Source organism: Staphylococcus sp. NWU MK-U1, from assembly GCF_033283505.1.
Classification (GTDB): Bacteria; Bacillota; Bacilli; order Staphylococcales; family Staphylococcaceae; genus Staphylococcus; species Staphylococcus haemolyticus.
Window position 1 is genome coordinate 504,808 of sequence record NZ_JAVSMG010000001.1, and the last position, 21,096, is coordinate 525,903.

Annotated in this window: 24 protein-coding genes; 9 read left to right on the forward strand and 15 right to left on the reverse strand. The window is 32.9% G+C overall.

Going from position 1 to position 21,096, the window contains the following annotated elements; genetic code table 11:
- Nucleotides 1-55 precede the first annotated feature (55 nt).
- The 5 genes from SBL16_RS02575 to SBL16_RS02595 form a co-directional block, all read right to left on the reverse strand.
- Complete coding sequence (locus SBL16_RS02575) at nucleotides 56-553, reverse strand: DUF805 domain-containing protein (protein WP_053017164.1); 498 nt, start codon at nucleotides 551-553, stop codon at nucleotides 56-58.
- 65 nt (nucleotides 554-618) lie between these two features.
- A complete protein-coding gene (locus SBL16_RS02580) occupies nucleotides 619-1,383 on the reverse strand; it encodes a MerR family transcriptional regulator (RefSeq protein ID WP_317952628.1) in 765 nt (254 codons plus the stop codon).
- An 88-nt stretch (nucleotides 1,384-1,471) separates the two neighbouring features.
- Nucleotides 1,472-2,119 carry an endonuclease III domain-containing protein gene (locus SBL16_RS02585; protein ID WP_317952629.1) on the reverse strand — a complete coding sequence of 216 codons (648 nt, stop codon included), beginning with the start codon at nucleotides 2,117-2,119 and terminating at the stop codon, nucleotides 1,472-1,474.
- Nucleotides 2,120-2,212: 93 nt separating this feature from the next.
- Entirely contained in the window at nucleotides 2,213-3,874 is a 1,662-nt protein-coding gene (argS, locus tag SBL16_RS02590; protein ID WP_107611788.1) for an arginine--tRNA ligase, read from the reverse strand.
- Entirely contained in the window at nucleotides 3,871-4,287 is a 417-nt protein-coding gene (locus SBL16_RS02595) for a DUF1934 domain-containing protein (RefSeq protein ID WP_016930880.1), read from the reverse strand. Before SBL16_RS02595 ends, argS begins: the two co-directional genes overlap by 4 nt.
- 361 nt (nucleotides 4,288-4,648) lie before the next feature.
- Between SBL16_RS02595 and SBL16_RS02600 the strand changes: the two genes are divergently transcribed.
- Complete coding sequence (locus tag SBL16_RS02600) at nucleotides 4,649-4,750, forward strand: type I toxin-antitoxin system Fst family toxin (protein ID WP_107611789.1); 102 nt, start codon at nucleotides 4,649-4,651, stop codon at nucleotides 4,748-4,750.
- A 608-nt stretch (nucleotides 4,751-5,358) separates the two neighbouring features.
- On the opposite strand, the gene SBL16_RS02605 is transcribed toward SBL16_RS02600, so the two are convergent.
- On the reverse strand, nucleotides 5,359-6,027 hold the full coding sequence (locus SBL16_RS02605) for a DUF5079 family protein (protein ID WP_107611790.1): 669 nt from the start codon (nucleotides 6,025-6,027) through the stop codon (nucleotides 5,359-5,361).
- Nucleotides 6,028-6,194: 167 nt separating this feature from the next.
- On the opposite strand from SBL16_RS02605, the gene SBL16_RS02610 reads away from it, so the two are divergent.
- Entirely contained in the window at nucleotides 6,195-6,866 is a 672-nt protein-coding gene (locus SBL16_RS02610; RefSeq protein WP_107611791.1) for a type 1 glutamine amidotransferase, read from the forward strand.
- Between the two features lie 205 nt (nucleotides 6,867-7,071).
- Here SBL16_RS02610 and isaB read toward each other — a convergent pair whose 3' ends face one another.
- The 3 genes from isaB to adhP form a co-directional block, all read right to left on the reverse strand.
- Nucleotides 7,072-7,614, reverse strand: coding sequence for an immunodominant staphylococcal antigen IsaB family protein (isaB, locus tag SBL16_RS02615; protein WP_107611792.1), 543 nt, complete (start codon nucleotides 7,612-7,614; stop codon nucleotides 7,072-7,074).
- 257 nt (nucleotides 7,615-7,871) lie between these two features.
- Nucleotides 7,872-8,393 carry a VOC family protein gene (locus SBL16_RS02620; protein WP_053041195.1) on the reverse strand — a complete coding sequence of 174 codons (522 nt, stop codon included), beginning with the start codon at nucleotides 8,391-8,393 and terminating at the stop codon, nucleotides 7,872-7,874.
- Nucleotides 8,394-8,497: 104 nt separating this feature from the next.
- Nucleotides 8,498-9,508, reverse strand: a complete 1,011-nt coding sequence (gene adhP, locus SBL16_RS02625; protein WP_317952635.1) for an alcohol dehydrogenase AdhP — start codon at nucleotides 9,506-9,508, stop codon at nucleotides 8,498-8,500.
- 296 nt (nucleotides 9,509-9,804) lie between these two features.
- On the opposite strand from adhP, the gene larA reads away from it, so the two are divergent.
- The 4 genes from larA to larC are packed head-to-tail and all read left to right on the forward strand — an operon-like array spanning nucleotide 9,805 to nucleotide 13,895.
- Complete coding sequence (gene larA / locus SBL16_RS02630) at nucleotides 9,805-11,073, forward strand: nickel-dependent lactate racemase (protein ID WP_107611794.1); 1,269 nt, start codon at nucleotides 9,805-9,807, stop codon at nucleotides 11,071-11,073.
- Nucleotides 11,074-11,090: 17 nt separating this feature from the next.
- Nucleotides 11,091-11,918, forward strand: coding sequence for an ATP-dependent sacrificial sulfur transferase LarE (gene larE / locus SBL16_RS02635; protein WP_182703531.1), 828 nt, complete (start codon nucleotides 11,091-11,093; stop codon nucleotides 11,916-11,918).
- 12 nt (nucleotides 11,919-11,930) lie between these two features.
- Nucleotides 11,931-12,689 (forward strand): nickel pincer cofactor biosynthesis protein LarB, encoded by a 759-nt coding sequence (gene larB, locus SBL16_RS02640; RefSeq protein WP_053017138.1) that lies wholly within the window; start codon nucleotides 11,931-11,933, stop codon nucleotides 12,687-12,689.
- A gap of 15 nt (nucleotides 12,690-12,704) precedes the next feature.
- Nucleotides 12,705-13,895 carry a nickel pincer cofactor biosynthesis protein LarC gene (gene larC, locus SBL16_RS02645; protein ID WP_107611795.1) on the forward strand — a complete coding sequence of 397 codons (1,191 nt, stop codon included), beginning with the start codon at nucleotides 12,705-12,707 and terminating at the stop codon, nucleotides 13,893-13,895.
- A 129-nt stretch (nucleotides 13,896-14,024) separates the two neighbouring features.
- Here the strand turns inward: larC and SBL16_RS02650 are convergent, their stop codons facing one another.
- The 5 genes from SBL16_RS02650 to SBL16_RS02670 form a co-directional block, all read right to left on the reverse strand.
- On the reverse strand, nucleotides 14,025-14,561 hold the full coding sequence (locus tag SBL16_RS02650) for a YwhD family protein (RefSeq protein ID WP_162838998.1): 537 nt from the start codon (nucleotides 14,559-14,561) through the stop codon (nucleotides 14,025-14,027).
- A gap of 40 nt (nucleotides 14,562-14,601) precedes the next feature.
- The gene (locus SBL16_RS02655; protein ID WP_172592541.1) at nucleotides 14,602-15,918 is read right to left on the reverse strand and encodes an HD domain-containing protein; all 1,317 of its coding nucleotides are present in this window, start codon (nucleotides 15,916-15,918) and stop codon (nucleotides 14,602-14,604) included.
- Between the two features lie 19 nt (nucleotides 15,919-15,937).
- Nucleotides 15,938-16,414, reverse strand: coding sequence for a GNAT family N-acetyltransferase (locus SBL16_RS02660; protein WP_053017136.1), 477 nt, complete (start codon nucleotides 16,412-16,414; stop codon nucleotides 15,938-15,940).
- A 115-nt stretch (nucleotides 16,415-16,529) separates the two neighbouring features.
- Nucleotides 16,530-17,066, reverse strand: a complete 537-nt coding sequence (locus SBL16_RS02665; protein ID WP_053017135.1) for a flavodoxin family protein — start codon at nucleotides 17,064-17,066, stop codon at nucleotides 16,530-16,532.
- Between the two features lie 244 nt (nucleotides 17,067-17,310).
- Nucleotides 17,311-18,246, reverse strand: a complete 936-nt coding sequence (locus SBL16_RS02670) for an aldo/keto reductase (protein ID WP_107611796.1) — start codon at nucleotides 18,244-18,246, stop codon at nucleotides 17,311-17,313.
- A gap of 129 nt (nucleotides 18,247-18,375) precedes the next feature.
- On the opposite strand from SBL16_RS02670, the gene hypR reads away from it, so the two are divergent.
- The 3 genes from hypR to SBL16_RS02685 all read left to right on the forward strand — a co-directional run bounded on the left by hypR (nucleotide 18,376) and on the right by SBL16_RS02685 (nucleotide 20,561).
- Complete coding sequence (hypR, locus tag SBL16_RS02675) at nucleotides 18,376-18,816, forward strand: redox-sensitive transcriptional regulator HypR (RefSeq protein WP_107611797.1); 441 nt, start codon at nucleotides 18,376-18,378, stop codon at nucleotides 18,814-18,816.
- The gene (gene merA / locus SBL16_RS02680) at nucleotides 18,803-20,125 is read left to right on the forward strand and encodes a hypothiocyanous acid reductase MerA (protein WP_107611798.1); all 1,323 of its coding nucleotides are present in this window, start codon (nucleotides 18,803-18,805) and stop codon (nucleotides 20,123-20,125) included. Before hypR ends, merA begins: the two co-directional genes overlap by 14 nt.
- A gap of 232 nt (nucleotides 20,126-20,357) precedes the next feature.
- Nucleotides 20,358-20,561 (forward strand): cold-shock protein, encoded by a 204-nt coding sequence (locus SBL16_RS02685; RefSeq protein WP_049426256.1) that lies wholly within the window; start codon nucleotides 20,358-20,360, stop codon nucleotides 20,559-20,561.
- Nucleotides 20,562-20,691: 130 nt separating this feature from the next.
- Here SBL16_RS02685 and SBL16_RS02690 read toward each other — a convergent pair whose 3' ends face one another.
- Nucleotides 20,692-21,033 carry a DUF1450 domain-containing protein gene (locus tag SBL16_RS02690; RefSeq protein ID WP_011276654.1) on the reverse strand — a complete coding sequence of 114 codons (342 nt, stop codon included), beginning with the start codon at nucleotides 21,031-21,033 and terminating at the stop codon, nucleotides 20,692-20,694.
- Nucleotides 21,034-21,096 lie beyond the last annotated feature (63 nt).

Here is a 21,096-nt window from a genome sequence, read left to right on the forward strand (position 1 = left end):
TTAAAAAGCATTGAATATCTCTATAATTAGAAATACTCAATGCTTTGCTTAACACTTACTGTGCTTTGGGATTAGGTCCATATTCATTTGTACCTTTTTCACTATCTGTAACACAATAAATCAATGCGAAAATTGATACAATTAATAATACGATCGAAATAACTAACACAACTACCGTTGCAATCATTAACGATACGTCAGAATAAAAATCACTCAAATACACGTTAGATATTGTTTCTAATAATACAATTAATCCTCGTAACAGCATCGATATTAACATAATTAACGGAATTAACATTGTGCGCCCAACATCATGAAATCGACGTACTGACATAGTAAATGTCCCTATTACAATGATGACATCAATCGTTTCGTACACAATGTTAAAAAACGTATCTCCACCGCCAAACACCCATTTAAGTAAGTCGGCAAGTAAACTTAATAATACTAGTACGATGATATTAGCTAATGTTGCATACCAATAATGTCGTCTACGAGTTCGACCTTGTACATTGAAATAATTTTTCCAGAATAGCTGATACGACTCAATCATTATAGCGTCTCCTTTAAATATGATTCACTATAATCATTACACAATAAAAGATTGAAGAAAATACTTTATTTAATATAAGCTCGAATCGCTCTTGGAATATACTGATTTAAATGATCATTACGATTTTTATTGATATTTTTAGCAAAACGTTCATCATTTTCATAAGTAAGCGCCATATATTCTAAAAATTGATTATCCGCATTAGGCACTTGTGTTCGAAGTATATTTTTCAAGTCTGCAATATGCTGATTCACATGTGCCTCATTGGCAGAATAGCCTTCTTCCAAGAATTGGTTCATTAAATTGAAAAAATCATTAAATTGTTGATTAGTATGGTCATCATTATCCTGCTTCTCTGAATCATTGAATTGAGTTCTATTATCTTTATATGACTGATAGTAATCTGTATCACCATATTTTAGCGCCGCTTCTTTATCATATTGTTCATTCACATCAAATTGATTAAATTTGTCCATATTAATCTCCTCATTTCTATGATTAATTAGATGATGATTGAGGTAATCAATGATTTGATTCAGGTGATTTCGTTGATGAATAATTTGAGCATAATTTTCTTCTAATATTGCGTTTTTATCAGTAATACTTTGCTGAAAATAGTCTTGAATGTTCTCAAGCGATAAATTGAGTTGTCTAAGAAATAAAATTGTTTGTAATTTTGTTATATCTTGAGAATGGTAAAAGCGATACCCGTTAGCATCAATATAACTAGGCACAAGTAAACCAATCTCATGATAATAACGTAGAGTTCTTGTACTAACCGACGTCACTTTGCTCACTTCATTAGGTGTAAAATATTCATGATTTAACATTATTTTATTCTCCACTTTACTTTATTTTTAATATCATTAATACCTCATTCATCTATTTAGGAGTATGGGCTATGACGTAACGTTAAAGTCAATCATTCCTATTAAAATAATCTTCTAAAAATGTGTATTTTTGAGTCTCTTTTCCATTAAAATAGTTTTTCCCAAAATTATCTAATAAGGCATGAAACTCGTTAGCATCTTGATTCGTAAAATGAGGAGGCAATGAAATTTGTTTTTTAAATTTATCGTAACTTTCTGTATGGGCGTAACCTAACTTACTATACAAACGTCTCGTATAACTATCAGGAATAAACTCGATACCTTCAAAGATATAGACGAGTAAAACATCAGCTGTTTCGCTACCAATGCCTCGAATTTTTAGTAATTCTCTTCTTAAATTATCTCCATAATGTTGAGCAATATTTTCATAATCAAAATTAAATTGATTTAACCACTGAAATAATGCATGAATCGCCTTTCCCTTATTCTTATAAAAACCACTTGAACGGATGATTTCCTGTAGTTCAGCTAATGGTAACGATAAAATTTTTTGAGGATCAAAGTTTGTTTCTTCTTTTAACCGAAGTAAAGCCATGTCTGCATTTTTCCAATTCGTATTTTGGACTAATATAGCACCGAGCATCATTTCTTCCGGACTTTCAGCGGGCCACCAATGTTGCGGTCCCATATGCTCTAATAAAGTTTCGTAAAGTGCTTCTGTCGTAAGCGTTGGCATACTCTCACTCCAATCTTTACATAATAATACCCTCACAAATTGAAATTTATGAGGGTAATATGATAATTGATATCTATGTTATTTCATAATTATTTACATTGTTTCAGGTGCTGATACACCTACTAATGATAAAGCATTGTGTAACGTAATTCTAACTGCATCTACTAAAGCAACATGTGCTTTTGTTTTTTCTGCATCATCTGTTAATACTTTTTCAGCATTATAGAATTTATGGAATGCAGAAGCTAAATCTTGAATATAGTTTGTTAAACGATGTGGTGCGCGACTTACTGCTGCACTTTCAATAGTTGGTTCAAATTCAGCAACCTTCTTCAATAAGTCGATTGCTTTTTCATTCGTAATTGTTGAAAAGTCAGCTTCAGCAGTAACTTCAACACCTTGTTCTTTCGCTTGTTTTAAGATTGAGCAAATACGTGCATGTGCGTATTGAGCATAGTAAATTGGATTGTCTTGTGACTTTTCTTTCGCAAGTTCTAAATCAAAGTCAAAGTGAGAGTCAGGACTACGCATTGTTAAGAAATAACGTGCAGCGTCAATACCTACTTCATCCATAATTTCACGTAAAGTAATCGCATTACCTGTACGTTTACTCATTTTCACTTCAACGCCATCTTGCATTAAACGCACCATTTGCATAATTTGAATTTCAAGGCGATCGCTATCTACACCAAATGTTTCAAGACTAGCTTTCAAACGGTTAATGTAACCATGGTGATCGGCACCCATTAAATCGATTAAAATATCATTTCCACGATTAATTTTATTGTAGTGGTATGCAGTGTCTGGTGTGAAATAAGTGTAATTACCATCTTTTTTAATTAATACACGGTCCTTGTCGTCTTTAAAATCAGATGTACGTAACCATGTCGCGCCATCCGCTTCATACGTATAGCCGAGTTCATTCATTTTAGCTAATGTGTTATCAATGGCACCATTTTCATATAATGATGTTTCACTGAACCAGTTATCAAAGTGGACGTTGAAATCAGCTAAATCTTTTTTTAATTTATCCATTTCATAATCGACACCTAATTGTCTGAATGTTTTAAGACGTTCTTCATCAGAGTAGTCTTTCATTTCAGGGTGTTTATCAGCTAAATCTTTACCAATTTCGATAATATCTTTACCGTTATAACCATCTGCTGGCATTTCATGGCTTGTATCACCAAGTGCTTCAAAGAAACGTGTTTCAATAGAACGTGCTAAGTTAGTAATTTGATTACCCGCGTCATTAATATAATATTCACGTGTTACATTATAACCTGCAGCAATTAAAATATTAGCTAATGAATCACCTACAGCAGCATTTCTAGCATGACCAATGTGCAAATCACCAGTTGGGTTCGCTGATACATATTCTAATAAAATATTCGTATTTTTAGATTCTTCGGCATAACCGAATTTGTCACCTTTATTGATAGCTTCAGGGATAACTGCAGTTAAATACTGATTATCTAAGTAGAAATTGATGAAACCAGGGCCAGCGATATCTACTTGCTTCACGTTCGCTTTACTTGTGTCTAAGTTATCAACGATAGCTTGAGCAATTTCACGTGGGTTACGTTTTGCAATTTTAGTTAATACCATTGCAATATTCGTTGAATAATCCCCGTTTTTAGTATCTTTTGGTATCTCTACTTTAATTTCGGGAATATCTTCAGCCAGATTAGCTTTTTCAATACTTGCTTTAATTTCTTCTATTAAAGTTGATTTTACTTTTTCAATAATATTCATTCGCTTATCTCCTTATAATTAATTTCATATTGATATGAGCCCATCTTTTCATCGTTCTGATGTAACTCGTATTGAATTTTTAATTTTCCACCATTTTCATTCACAAAATGCAGGATGCTACGTGTTTTAACAGTTAAAGGAATACGACCAGCTGGTATATCGTAAAGTGTAGTCGTATCATGACCTTCCACAAAGTGAAGATTCATATTAATGTCGCCTTTGCGTATTAATTTAACACCGCGTTCCTCAATTTTAATTGTTACATTAACGACTGCATCTTCAATTTGTTCTTGGTATCGAATATAATCTGCGTTTTTCTTTTGCCATGAACCTTGAGCAGTAAATTCAAATTTTTGTTTTTCGCCATTTTGTTTTAGAACTTGTTTCGTTTGAACGTCTATATTCTTATTCAACGTTTGCCTCACCTTAGCTTCTAAATAATACACCACATTATAGCATAAATTAGATAGTGCATGTAGGTGATACTTCTCAGTTTTAGAGCATTTTTGAAAACATTATTATACCCCTTAAGCAAAATATAAATTGAGTATGAATTATGACTTAGTAGTAATTAATCAAGGATATATTCAACGATCTTCATCTATTTTAATAAACACGGATTAAAGAAATTACAGATAGGTTTTATTTTGATAAATATTCACATAAAATGACTTATCAGAAGTTAGCGATCATCGTATATTCGGAGATGCTATAATATATAGGTCGCCTATCTCTCAGGCGTCAATTTAGGCGCAGAGAGGAGGTGCATATCAGATGGTCGAAGCTCTTGTTCACATCACGACCACAGTCATCAGTGGTTGTATTGTTGCGTTATTTACGCATTGGCTACGTACACGTAACAATAAGAATAAATAGGCGATATTAGCCACCACCTAAAAAATCCCCTCACTACTCGCAATAGTGAGGGGATTGGTGCATATAATGCACGAAGCTCTTGTTAGCTAAATTATAACACTGGTGAGTGGAGAAATGCAAAATGATTTCACACAATGACTCAACTAATGAGAAGAAACATATTAAACAACGGTAGAAATTGAGATGTGCGATATATTCGATACTAGATAAGATTGCGTATTTTAATATTGTGTATTTCTTTTCTTAATTTTACTGATGCAAAAACATCCAAATCCATTCTTTCTTCTAATTCTAATTGTGTTATAGCAAAATTAATATTTCAAATATTAAAATATTTTTAATAGAGTAGATCCAACTTCTAACATATCAATATATTCTATGTTTAATTCAGGGATATGTTGCAATTAATCATTTAAAGAAATAAATACTGTATACTGATACTCATTATTCCATACTAGCACTCTTGAAAATGCTATAGATCCAATTAGGTATTTATATTTAACAATTAAAAAATCCACTTATCATATTTAAACTTTCTAACCCATTTTCTTCTTTATCAATTTCAAATGTTATTTTGACGCTATTGGATAATATGAGCATACTTAATTCTATTGTAATTTCACCCCATCTTCTCTAATGTCATAATCTAAAAGACCTAAATAAAAATATGTTCGTACAATAAGCATATGGCTACAAAATAACATTATCATTCCCATCCAAATCGTTCTATTTTCTTCAGAATCAACAGGAACAATTAATGATACATACAACAACAGTCCAAATGATAATAAAACAATTAAAATTCCAATCATTCTAATAAAACTACCCTTTTGGATACCAAACATCTGAAATTCGCCTAAACAAAAGAAGAAGAGTCCTATAGCAGAGACCGTTATGATCCCACAAATTAACAACCAATATGTAAAAGTATCGTCTCTAGAATCTGCAAAATAAAAAGCATAAGCAGAACTAATTAAAAATGGAATATTGTATCCTGAAAGTAGATTGATAGTCATATATATTGCAACTCTAAACTTATAATTTTTTCGATTATAATTTTTAAAAATATACTCGCGTTCTTGTAAATAAAGAAGCAACCATAATAATAATGACCCTATTAAATATATTTTCATATATAGAGGCATGTGCCCTTTTATACCTGGACCTGTATATATAAAATAGTAAAATGCGAAAATAATGAAATTCACTAATGACAATCCTATTAAATGTGAATGTTGAATTGATTCTATTGCTTTTTTTTGTAGATTTTTCTCCATAATATTCACCTTTCATTTATCAATTTCAAAATATCTATACTTATAATAAGTATCATTGCCATTTTGCTCAATTGTTATTTCGATACTCATCATCAATAAATAATTAAACCATAGTAATAAAAGATATCCTACTGTATAATTAGTTATTATTTTAAGGAGTTAAGGAAATGAGAATCAACGTTTTACAACACACACCTAATGAAGGTGTAGGCGCTATTGGAGATTGGGCTAAAGAGAATGGGCATGATTTATATATTTATCACCCTTATTTTTATAATGGTGTTCTACCGAAAGCAGAAGAAACAGATTTACTTATCATTTTAGGCGGTCCTATGAGTCCGAATGATTTAGATGATTGGATTCTTAAAGAAAGAGAATTGATAAGAGTATTGTTAAAAGAGAAAAAGCCAATATTTGGCGCTTGTTTTGGTGCTCAACAAATAACGAAAGCAATTGGGTATACAGTAAGTAAGGCACCAGTAAAAGAAGTAGGTTGGGATAAAGTATATCTTGAAACAAATACAATACCAGACTTACCAAAAGAATTAATGGCATTGCATTGGCATGAAGAAATGTTCCAAATACCTAAAAATGCAGAATTACTTTTCTCTAGTGAATATTTAACTAATCAAGGGTTTTTGTTAAATAACAATGTTATTGGTTTGCAATTTCATTTCGAACCAGGGCCTTTTGAAGTTAAAGAAATTGTAACTAATGATTTTTCTTATGCGGTTGATTCTGTATTAAACCAAACTCCACAAGAAATTATTGAACGCGAAGTTCCTAAAGAGAATAAAGAAGTTATGTTTAAATTACTTGATCATATAACTGGTAGATAGACTAATTTTAAGTATTTTTCACACAATCACTTCAAAAAATAAAATATTAATAATTAAAAATATGCGACTTTAGCTACACTAACAAATCCCCTCACTACACCAATAGTGAGGGAATTTCTGCATCTATGCTAGTTTCCATGTTAACTAAATTATAGAAAAATGTAGTTACTTCAACTATTTATGGACATTATATTTTACACACATTCTAAGCCCCTGAGCCTTCAAATCCAATATTAACTGATTGAACTTTACCGTTCTTTTGTACAAATGTTACTGGCGTATGATAATTACCATTTTGACCGCCAACTAATTTGTATACATCAGTATTAGGATTTTTATGACCGTGAACATCTGCTTGCTCTACTAAATCTTTACCATATACAGATTTTATTTGTTTAATAGTTACGTTATTCACTTTAATTTGGACAGATGTTGCAGTCTTTTTCCCGGACTTCACTGAGAAGAATGATTGATCGTACTTATTGAAATTATTCAATTTACTGCTAGTACCTGATTGCGGCACAATTTTCGTTCCATTAAAAGTAACATTTCCATACTTAACAGCATTTTTAAATGTCTTGTTTAATAAAAATGACCCATCGTTATTAACGTAGCCACTATAAGTATAATATGGTGTAGTAGCTGCATGTGCTTGATTATGATGTGGTTGTTCTACTGAGGCTCCGACTCCGAATACTGTTCCCATGGCTAAAGTTGCACTAACAATTGCTTTGGCAGTTCTATTCATATGAATCTTCCTCTCATCTTTAATCGAATCGCCTTACATTTAACATGTTACGATTCGATTACAATATTACAACAATATTACTTAAAATGCAATTTTACATTAATTATAAATTTTTTCAGTTTGTTAATAACTATTATTGCAATCTAGGGTAAACGCTAATAAACTAAATATCTTCATACACAAAATAAAGCTATTCCATAGTATTTATAGAGTAGCTTTTAAAATTTCAAATAGTTAAGTAGTTGCTAATGGCAATATTACTCCCCTGGTATAAACACTTTAGCTTCACTATCTTCAGGATAATAATAACCATTTGGTATAGCTTGTAGTTCAATTAAGGCATTAAATGGTGCTTTAACGTAAACACTTTTACTACCTTCTGAATCTTCATAAGTTGAATTATCATGTGTTTCAGATAAAGGTTCAGCACCTGCACGTCTAGCATCTTCTAGTACATCTTCAATGCCATCCACCATTAATGAGATATGATTAAATCCTAAATCCTCTAACTTAAGTGGATCTTTTTGATTATTACTTTCTACTTCGAACATTTCAATATTTGGACCATTTCCAATGACAATCATTCTTTGACGTACAATTCTAGCACCTTTCGATAAACCTAACATACGTTCAACTTCTGCGCCCTCTCTCGGTTCATCTTCGTAAGTTAATGCATCGTATGCAATTTTTGCGCCGAATGCTTCTTTTAAAAATGTTGTTGCTTCTTCAATATCTAGTACTGTTAAACCAATATGATTGATTCCTTTAATATGACTCATAAACATCTTCCTTTCTTTTCAATATTTATTTACCCTAAATTAATGGAAATAAAATGAGAGTGAATTCAAATTGAACTCACTCTCTCGACTATTTATAGTATTTATTAAAATTTAATTACCATACGTCCAGTAATTGTACCTTGTTCCATTTCTTCAAAGATATCATTAATTTCTTCTAATTCACGTGTTTGCACTTTAGGAATTACTTTTCCTTCAGCCGCAAATTGGAACGCTTCTTTTAAGTCTTGACGCGTACCTACTAATGAACCTACAACCTCAATACCATCTAACACTAAACGAGGGATTTCTAAGTCCATTTTTTCAACAGGTAAACCTACTGCTACTACTCGTGCGCCTGCTTTCACAACATCAACCGCTTGGTTAAATGGTGTTTTTGCTACAGCTGTAATAACTGTTGCGTCTAATCCTTTATCATCAGTTAATTTATTTACTTCTTCAATGGCATCTTGGTGCTTAGTATTAACAACGGCATCAGCACCTAATTCTTTAGCGAAATCTAATTTTTCATCACTAATGTCGAATGCCACAACTTTAGCGTTAAATACATTTTTAGCGTATTGCAAAGCTAAGTTACCTAAGCCGCCAATACCAAATACACCAATCCATTGACCTGGTTTAATATTACTTACTTTTACAGCTTTATAAGTCGTTACACCAGCACATGTAATTGAAGATGCTGCTGCAGGATCTAAGTTCTCAGGCACTTTTACTGCATAATCAGCTGTAACAATAACTTGTTCAGCCATAGCACCATCTACTGTATACCCTGCGTTCTTAACATCACGGCATAATGTTTCACGACCTGTCGTACAGTATTCACAATGTCCACAACTTTCGAACATCCAAGCAATCGAAACGCGATCCCCTTCTTTAAGAGATTCAACGCCCTCACCAACTTTAATGACACGTCCAATACCTTCATGGCCTAATGTTACACCTGTAACATCACCAAAGTCTGCATTTTTAACGTGTAAATCTGTATGACATACACCACAATATTCCGTTTGAACTAAAGCTTCACCGGGTTTCAAGTCACGTACTTCTTTATCTTCTACACTCACTTTGTGATCATGTGTTACTACTGCTGCCTTCATGGTAAATCACTCCTTGTTCAATTAACATTTAATGATGAATCTGTAAATCTACACTTATTATATGCAATCGCTTTCAAAAATGGAAATACTTTATCTTATAATTTTTTTAATTTTTTAAATCTTTAAGTTTCAATTCCTTAAATTTATCAAATTGCTGATATCACTTACTTTCAACACATTATAACTCCACGTATTGCATTTAGAATCTCTATATAGATATGCTATAATTTTACATATAACAATTATATAATTACTTTATATTAACGATTGCATCAAGACTTATGGAGGGATTTTCAGTGAAAACACATGTCCTATACGGGAAGTCTGAAGTAGAAGTCAATGTTCCTGATGATAGTACAGTAATAGAACCTCAAAAAATCGAAGCATTAGATGATTATACTTCAGCAATTCAAAATGTTTTGCGACAACCAACTGGCTCTAAACCACTCAAAGAAATTGTTAAAAGAGATGACATTGTTTCAATTGTCATTAGTGATATCACTCGACCAACACCTAATCATATTCTAGTACCATTACTAATTGAAGAATTAAGCCATGTTCCACGTGAGAATTTTGTAATTATTAACGGTACGGGTACGCATCGTGATCAAACACGTGACGAGCTTATTCAAATGTTAGGTGAAGATATTGTTGATAGCGTAAAAATTGTTCATAACCACTGCGATGAAAAAGAAAGTTTAGTCAAAGTTGGACATAGTAAGTATGGTTGTGATGCCTATTTAAATAAAGATTATGTCGAATCTGATTTCAAAATTGTGATTGGCTTTATCGAACCTCATTTCTTTGCCGGATTCTCTGGAGGACCTAAAGGAATCATGCCTGGTATAGCAGGTCTTGAAACCATTAAGACCTTCCACAATGTCAAAATGATTGGCGATCCACGATCAACATGGGGCAATTTAGAAGATAATCCTGTTCAAGATATGGCCCGTGAAGTCAATACGATGTGCAAACCAGACTTCATGTTAAATGTGGCATTAAATAAAGATAAACACATTACAGCTGCATTTGGTGGTGATGTATTTGAAGCGCATAAAGAAGGCTGTGCTTACGTTAAAGAACACGCAATGTTCAAATGTGATGACCGCTTCGATGTCGTTATAGCTTCAAATTCCGGCTACCCTCTTGATCAAAACTTATATCAAACCGTTAAAGGTATGAGTGCTGCTAGTAAAGTTGTGAAAGAAGGCGGCAATATCATTATGGTATCTGAGTGCGCGGATGGTTTCCCTGATCACGGTAAATTCGCCGAGATATTCAAAATGGCTGACACACCACAAGGCATTTTAGACTTGATTCATGATCCTAACTTTTCAGAAGTAGATCAATGGCAAGTTCAAAAACAAGCAAGCATTCAAACATTCGCAAATGTATATGTGTATTCAGAGCTAACAGACCAACAACTTAAAGATTCTATGCTGAATCCAACATCAGACATCGAACAAACAATTGCTGATTTAGAAAAACAATATGGCAGAAAATTAAGTATTGGTGTTATGCCTCAAGGTCCATTAACTATTCCTTACGTAGAAGATGAAGCATAATGAAAGGATTGATAAATATGACTGAATTACAAAATAAAGAACTCAAATTAAATCAATTATTAGAAGATATGGGTAGTGTAGTAATCGCTTTTTCAGGTGGTGTAGATAGTAGTTTAGTACTTAAAAAAGCTATTGACGTTTTAGGCATAGATCATGTTAAACCTGTGGTTGTTAAGTCTGAACTTTTCAGAAACGAAGAATTTGATCAAGCTATTTCTTTAGGTCATGAATTAGGTATAGGAGTAATGGAAACTGAAATGGCGGAATTAGAAGATGCCAATATCGTTAAAAACACACCTGAAAGTTGGTACTATAGCAAACGTTTAATGTATAGCAAATTAACTCAAATCAAAGAAGATTTAGGTTTCAATTATGTCTTAGACGGAATGATTATGGATGATTTAGAAGATTTCCGCCCAGGTTTAAAAGCAAGAGATGAATATGATGTACGTAGTGTGCTACAAGAAGCACAACTATATAAATCAGAAATTAGAGAATTGAGTAAACAACACGATTTACCAGTGTGGAATAAACCTGCTTTATGTAGCCTGGCTTCACGTATTCCTTACGGTGAAGAATTAAGTTTCACAAAAGTGAATAAAGTAAATGAAGCTGAAAAACATATTTTAAGTTTAGGCGTTAATAATGTGCGTGTACGTTACCATCAAAATATTGCACGTATTGAAGTATCAGAAGATGACTTAACAACTGTAATTAAAAATAAAGACAAGATTACATTACGCTTAAAAGAACTTGGTTTCGACTATGTAACTGTTGATTTAGAAGGATACAGAACTGGTAGTATGAACGAAGTCATTGATACAAAAGCGACAAAATTAGTGTAAGGACGTATACCCATGAGTAAAGATTCTAACTTTATTGAAGACTTGCTCGAAGGTGTAAAATCAAATCAAATATCAATTGATGAAGCTAAAGCCCAACTCAGTCATTATGACGAATTGGGCTTTGCTAAAATTGATTTACATAGAGCAAAGCGCCAAGGATTTCCTGAAGTAATATTTGGGCAAGGTAAAACAAAAGAACAAATCAATCAAATTATTACAAGTTTGTCTAATCATCACAATAGGATTTTGGTCACACGTATTAATCCAGAAAAAGCATCTTATGTATTACAACATCATCCAAACCTAGACTACTATACCGAAGCAAATATAGTCTGCACTTCTCTTGAATCAATTGAAAAATCACATCACTATATTTCAATACTTTGTGCCGGCACATCCGACTTACCTATCGCTGAAGAAGCTGCAATCACAGCTGAAGTAATGGGTATTCAAGTTAAACGTCATTATGATGTAGGTGTTTCTGGTATCCATCGTCTATTTGAACAAATCCAGGATATTCGCAATGGTAAAGTATCGATTGTAATTGCTGGTATGGAAGGCGCACTTGCTAGTGTGGTCGGTGGTTTAGTTGATCACCCTGTTTATGCTGTACCTACTAGTGTTGGATACGGTGCCAATCTTAATGGTATAACAACGCTACTATCAATGATTAATTCATGTGCACCAGGAACAAGTGTACTTAATATAGATAATGGTTTTGGCGCAGGTTATAACGCTGCAATGATTATTAAGATGCTAGAAAATCAATAGAACGGAGCTACAATTATGAGTAATGCTTTATATTTAGATTGTCATGCCGGCATTGCTGGTGACATGCTACTTTCTGCACTGGTTGACTTAGGTGCCGATCCTAAAATAATCGAGAGTGAATTAAAACAACTACCTATTGATGACTTTGCCCTTCACTTTCAAAAGAAAGTTAAACAGGGTATTAACGCTATGACATTGAACATTGATTTTCATGAACATCACCATCATCGTAAAGCTTCTGATATCTTTAAGTTAATAGATGATAGTCGATTATCCGAACGTGTTAAACAACGTAGTAAAGCTATTTTTAATACTATCGCTCATGCAGAAGCTAAAATCCATGGTATGACAATAGAAGATGTTCATTTTCACGAGGTCGGTGCAATGGATTCAATTATAGATATTATAGGTGGTTGTATCGCACTTGAACAACTTGGTATCGATACACTTTATTGTTCACCAATCCCTACAGGTAATGGGAAAATTAATATTGCACATGGTATTTATCCAATACCAGCACCTGCTACTGCTGAAATTTTAAAAAATATTCCGTTAGCAGAATTTGATGTACAAAGCGAATTAACTACACCTACAGGAGCTGCATTTGCTAAAAGTTTAGTCACACAATTTGGTCCTTTTCCATCTGCAACTATGCAGGAAATTGGATATGGAGCTGGTAATAAAGACTTTGATTTCCCAAATGTTTTACGTTTCATCCAATTTCAAGATAATCAACAATCTTCTCACGACAAAGTACAGGTAATGGAGTGCCAAATTGATGATATGACTCCTGAAATGTTAGGTCACTTTATGGATAAGTCTCTCAATCATGGTGCATTGGATGTTTACTATACACCCATTACAATGAAAAAGAACCGCCCTGCGATTCAATTGACAGTTCTATGTAAAGTTAACGATAAAGAAACCATGGAGAACTTAGTATTAACACATACATCATCCCTAGGCATTCGAAGTTACACGGTGAATAGACATATTTTAACAAGAGCCTTTCGTGATGTAGATACACCATATGGTCAAATTAAAGTCAAATTCGCATTAAAAAATGGGCAAATCTTAAAAATGAAACCCGAGTTTGAAGATATTAAATCAATCAGTGAACACAAAAACATACCATTACAACAAGTGTATAACACCGTAATGAGCACGATAGATAGTGAATATCACATTGGTGAACCTTTAAAATAATTACTGAGTATTCATAACCAGATTTAATTGAAACAAAAGATCTTAATTTAAACAGCCAGTAAGTACATTTATACAAATGCACTTACTGGCTATTTTAAGCGTAGTGTCCTACTCCTAATACTGTTTATATTATTCAAAAGCTTTGAATAATTCCTCACTAGAATTATTCCACATCTCTTCATTATGAGATTTTAAAAAGTCTGCTAAAACTTTTTTATTTTCCTCGCCAATGTGGTCAATGATAATTTTATGTTTCATAGATTTATCCATCATATTAACATGTTCAGGCATACTTTTATAACCACGTCGTATACTTTTGTTAACTAATAAATAACATGCAGTAACACCAGCATAATATGGACCACTCTCACTACGTTCAGTAGTCACCCAGCAAAGCCAATATTCTTTAGCTTCTTCGCCTTCAACTTCCGATTTGTCATTTATCCATTTAACACCTTTTTCAACTTGAGCACGTGCATGCATACCACCTATATCTATAAACGCCTCTTTATTCGCAACATCTATAAATACTGGTGCAATATTATCTAAACTAATTGAGCCTATATTCGTCCCTTTATGCCCGTCAAGCGGGTCATTCTTGATAATATTAAATTTAAAACCTTTGTTCTCAGACACACATGACACCTCCGAAAAACTTGAATTCATAATCTCTATATTATGCGTTATATAATAAAGTTTCAATGACTTAATTCAATTCATTAAGCAGATTAATAATAGAACCCTTAGTTTGTGGATTCTCAATATTAAGAATCATTTCTTTAGGATAGTATAATTTATAATCTTCACGATTAATACCTGTAATACTTGAAATAACGAGTGATTGACTACTAATTTCTCTAATACTACCATTACGTCTTAATAAATGTATTGGTTGTCTATTAGAACCAGGTCGATCATAATCATATGGTAAATCAGAGAAAGCCTCACTAACAAAATAATAGTTCGGATCAATATTACCTTCTATGAACAACTCTTGTAGTTCAGTAATAGTAATAATTGAACCATCAAATGGGATATATTTAAATAAGTCTCTATTTATAAAACGACGTGCTAAATCACTGAGAATTGCATCATCTTCTTGTATCCATTTCTTCAAATAATAAAGTACTACGACTTCATCTAAATCAACGTATTGCTCAATTGTAACCTTCTCTTCAAAAAAAGGAACAAAATCTTCTGGGTACATCTTAAAATGGTACCCCTCATTGTACAATTGTTTAACACGTTTCAAACAATTATTTAACAATACTTCTCCGCCTCTACTAACCGGATGAAAGTATATCTGCCAATACATTTGATAGCGACTCATTATAAAGTTCTCAACGGCATGCATTCCACTCTCTTTAATAAGAACTTCATCTTTAGATGGTCTCATTAAACGTAAAATACGTTCCATATCAAATGTGCCATAAGAGACGCCCGTAAAATAAGCATCTCTTTGTAAATAGTCCATTCGATCAGCATCAATTTGCGATGAAATCATAGAAATTACAAGTTTATTTTGATGCGTTTTGTTAATTACTTCTGCAACTTCTTTAGGAAAAGTACTCGATACGCGACTTAAAACTTCATTAACTTCAGTAGGTCCAGTAATAATTGCTTGCGTAAAGGCTTCATGGTCTGTATTGAATATCTTTTCAAAACTATGTGAAAATGGACCATGACCTAAATCATGTAATAATGCTGCACATAATGCCAATGGTCTATCTTCATTGTTCCAAGCGTCTCGTCCCACAAATGATTCGTCAATCATGCGTCGCACGATTTCATATACACCTAAAGAATGGCCAAAACGACTATGCTCTGCAGTATGAAAAGAAAGATATAATGTGCCTAGTTGCTTAATACGACGTAAACGTTGAAACTCTTTTGTCTTAATAAGATCCCAAATAAGTTGATCTTTGACGTGAATATATTTATGAATAGGGTCTTTGAATACCTTCTCTTCAGCTAATTTCTGTTCAACATAGGGTGTTTGCGTCAAATAAATCCTTCCTCTCATTACAGTATAGTCATAGCGTTTATAGACTTCTCTTCATTAAAGCTAAATCCATTTGTTCTCCATACATTTCTGGTTGATAAGAACGTACGATTTCAAAATCATTATTTTGATAATATTGAATTGCATCTTTATTTTTATTATCAACTTCTAAAAATACTGCATCATATTTACCGTCAAATTGTTCTAATCCTTTCTTAAGTAGACTAGAACCATAACCTTTATGTTGAGATTCTGGATGTACATAATGCGCAGACAAATACAATTCTTTACCATAAATGAAATTAGCAAAGCCAATAATTTCATCATTATCTTCGGCTACTAAAAATAGTTGTTCTTCTAAACGTTTCTTTAAATGTTGCTCATTATAAGAAGCAGCTAATAACTCATTTATTGTTGATGCTGCATAAATATTTAAATATGTGTTATACCATGCCTTAGTAGCAACATCTCTAATCGCTACAACGTCATTTGGTGTAGCTTCTCTGACTTTAAACATACTTGATTCTCCTGACTTTACTATGGAATTAATAATGAAATTATATCACAGTACTTATCCAATCGCTTAATATAGAATATTTATCAGCGTAGTTTAATATACTTTTAAATTAGGCTTACGCTAGTGTTCCATTCCATTCTTTAGCTCTTTCTAGTGCAAACGTATCTTTCGAAATATCACCTGGACGTTCAGCGGTACCAATTATATATCCATTAAGTTCAGCACCAATAAAATCTAATGTATATTTCATTTGAGTAATACATGGCTTAGCTTTCACTTTAGGGCAGTCTCCACCAACTAAAATAAGTCGAAAATCTTTCTTTGCCATTTTTTCTTTAAAGTCCTTGTAGTTATCGTCTATCAAAGTTTCAGACCAATGATCGATAAATGCCTTTAAAGATGCAGAAACACTATACCAATACACCGGTGATGCAAATATGACCGTATCACTTTCTAAAACTTGATCAATGACCTGTTTATAATCATCGTTATAGCTTGTAATATCTCTATTCTCGTGACGAAAGTCTCTTACGGGATTGAATTGATAATCGGTTAAGTCAATCCATTTATAATCTAATCCCTCAACTGCTGACTTAGTAAGTTGTGCTGTATTCCCCTCTGGACGACTTCCTCCAAATAAAACTGTTATCATTTTTATCACTCTCTCTTTATTTATATTAAAAAACTATTCCCTTATTCATTGTTAACAACATAAACACTTCATACTTACTTAATATTTTACATATTTGCCTAGTACCCTTATTTCACGTAATATATGTGTATTTTTAAAAATAAAAAAGAATCATTACTATTTATTTCAGTTATAAAAAACTCTTACACACATATAAACGGTGTAAGAGTATCAATTACTTTATTTAATTTTACCTTAATTTATTTTATTCAATCGGAAATAATTCATCAATTTTGTTCAGTTCATCATCTGTTAATTGAATATTTGCCGCTTCAATATTTTGCACAACTTGTTCAGCACGTTTCGCACCAGGAATCACCACATCTAACGCTGGACGCGTTAAGTAGAATGCTAGAACCACATTAGCAATAGATGTGTTATGAGCTTCCGCAATGCCTTGTAATTGTTTCACTCGTCGAACATTATCATTAAATACTTCCGGTTGGAAATCACGGCGAGGTGCACGATGATCATCAAACGTTTGATTTTCCTCATACTTACCAGCTAAGATGCCTGATGCTAATGGGAAGTATGGTATAAATGTAATATTATTTTCAGCTGCATATTTCATGACTTCTTCATTTTCACGATGTAATAAGTTGTATTCTAATTGCACTACATCGACATAACCATCTTTATTCGCTTCCTTAAGTTGTTCTAATGAGAAGTTAGACACGCCTATCGCTTTAATCTTGCCTTCATCTTTAAGTTCTTTTAATGCAGCAACTGCTTTATCTTTCGGTGTATTTTCATCTGGAAAATGAATGTAGTATAAATCAATATAATCTACTTGAAGGCGTTTCAAGCTATTCTCAACTTGCTGTTTTAAATAATCTGGATCATTATTTTGTACGATTTCATCATTTTCTTTAATAACATGTGAACCTTTCGTTGCAATTTGAACTTGTTCACGAGGATACTCTTGAACTACTTGGCCAACTAATTCTTCAGAACGTTCAGGTCCATAAATATAAGCTGTATCTAGTAACGTAATACCGTTGTCAATTGCTTTACGTACAACATCTTTACCCTGTTCTTCATCTAAATTTGGGTATAAATTGTGACCACCTACTGCGTTTGTACCTAATGCAATTGGAAATACGTGAACATCTGATTTACCTAATTGTACTAAATCTGCCATCTATAATCGCTCCTTTATTCTATATAACTACTTATAGTTTACCCATTTCTTATTATGACATTCATATTGACTTTTGATGAGCAATGTATTTTAATGTAACTAATCAAGTTACATTAAAGGCGGTATACTATGAATTTAGAATTCAACATTGCAGTACACGTGCTAAGCTTTCTTACTAAGCATTCCGAAGAACAATTCAATAGCCAGGATTTAGCAGAACTTACCTGTCTTAATCCTGTGCAACTAAGGCGCGTTACCACTACACTTAATAATCAACAATATATAGATTCAATTCTTGGAAAAGGTGGTGGCTATCGAGCTAATGCGCACACTCCAACCATCACCTTAGATACACTATATCAACTTTTCGTGTTAGATAAATTACCAACACAACGTATTTTTACTGGTAGCGAAGAAAGCCATTGTATAATCTCTAGAAATATCGCAACCACTATGAATAAATACAAAGAGCAAGAAACTGCACTAGCGCTCAATTTTTATCGTAACTTGACAATTAACGACGTAATTAAAGATACACTTCAGGAGGACACATCAAATGACACATTTTAATTTATTAGTTATTGGTTTCGGTAAAGCAGGAAAAACACTTGCCAAGTACGCGGCATCACAAGGTCAACACGTCGCTTTAGTAGAACAATCATCAGATAACTATGGCGGCACGTGCATTAACCACGGTTGTATCCCGTCTAAAGTACTCGTACATGATGGGATTGATGGTACAGACTTTGGTACTGCCTTTTCAAGAAAAAAAGACGTAGTCAGCGCACTAAATAAGAAAAACTATGATAACTTAGCAAATGATACAAACATTGAAGTATTCAATTACAAAGCGCAATTCAAATCTAATACTGAAGTTAATCTACTAGACGAGGATGGTGCTATTGTACATACTTTAACTGCGGATAGAATTGTTATTAATACAGGCGCAAAATCGAATATTCCATCTATCCCGGGTATCGAAAGTGCTAAACATTTATTTGATTCACAAGGTTTATTGAATATTGCATATCAACCTAAGCATTTAGTCATCATCGGTGGTGGCTATATCGCCCTAGAATTTGCTTCAATGTTTGCTAATTTTGGCTCAAAAGTCACAGTTATAGAACACGGCGAACATATCATGCCACGTGAAGATCAAGACGTGGTTGCACATGCAATTAAAGATTTAGAGGACAAAGGGATTACCTTTGTCACAAATGCAGAAACGCTAGAATTTAAAAATAACAACAACCAAACGACAATTGTAACTTCTAAAGGCAATTTCTCAGCTGACGCTGTATTGATAGCTACAGGTCGTATACCTAATACTGATTTAGCGCTTGAAGAAACTGATGTTGAACTTGGTGAACGTGGTGAAATCAAAGTGAATGAGCATCTTCAAACTTCAGTCGAACATATTTATGCTGTTGGAGATGTCAAAGGCGGACTACAATTCACGTATATCTCTCTGGACGACTTTAGAATTCTAAAATCTACACTATATGGTGACCAATCGCGTACTACACTTAACCGCGGTACAATTCCTTACACTGTCTTTATTGATCCACCATTTTCTCGAGTAGGTTTAACAGCTAAAGAAGCTCAATCTCAAGGCTATAATTATATTGAAAATACATTACTTGTCGCTCAAATTCCGAGACATAAGATTAATAATGACGCTCGCGGCATTTTCAAAGTTGTTATCGATAAAGATACTGATTTGATTTTAGGTGCTACACTTTATGGCAAAGAATCAGAAGAAATTATTAATTTAATTAAGTTAGCAATTGATCAACATATACCTTACCAAGTTCTAAGAGATACTATTTATACTCACCCAACTATAGTAGAATCCTTTAATGATTTGTTTAATATTTAAAAATTTTTAATTTATTAAAATACTGTCATACTAGTACTTCAAGAGATATAAATTCAACTTATCAATATTTTTAAAAATAAAAAGCTTTACTTATTAATAAATAACAGTTATAGTTAATCTAACGTAATAAAAGCTCGTGAATTTAAATGTAGTGTGTTTGTTTAGAATACTCTCTTTTTTATAAATGAATTTGTTACAAATATTCGTGCAAAAGCACATGGAGGTATTCTATATGAATAACGGTACAGTAAAATGGTTTAACGCAGAAAAAGGCTTTGGTTTCATCGAAAGAGAAGACGGAAGTGACGTATTCGTACACTTCAGCGGTATCGCTGGTGAAGGTTACAAAACTTTAGAAGAAGGTCAAAAAGTTGACTTCGATATTACTGAAGGTCAACGTGGCGAACAAGCAACTAACGTTGTTGTAATGTCATAGGATTAGACCTAATTAAGCGCTTAGAAGATAAATATCTTCTAAGTGCTTTTTTTATTGTAATAAAAAAGCTACGACAATATTCAGGTTAGAATACACTCATAGCTTAAGTTTATAATATAACTTCATTCCTCTATTTTATCGCCTTACGTTTAGCTAATTTCTCTTTTAGCTTTCGGTCTTGTTCTTCTTTACGGCGTTTACGTTCCTCATTACGCTTTCTTAATCGTTCTTCTTCTTCCGGATCTCTTGGTTTTTTTAGCTGAGCTGTGACTTTTTCTAACAATTCGTCTTCAGTAAGCGCAGCAAGTGGTCGATTATTGACGAAGGCAAACGTTTTTCGACGTCCAGGGCCACAATAAGATTGACAGCCGATTTCAATTTCTGCTTCTGGATCTAATTTTTCTAATTTTCTTTTCAAAGTTTTGATATTTACCGCCTGACATTCATCACATATTAAAAATTTATTTTTCACCTTGCCACCTACCTTTCTATATTGTCGTTTCTATCCTAAATTTTGAAGCATATTAATACGAAT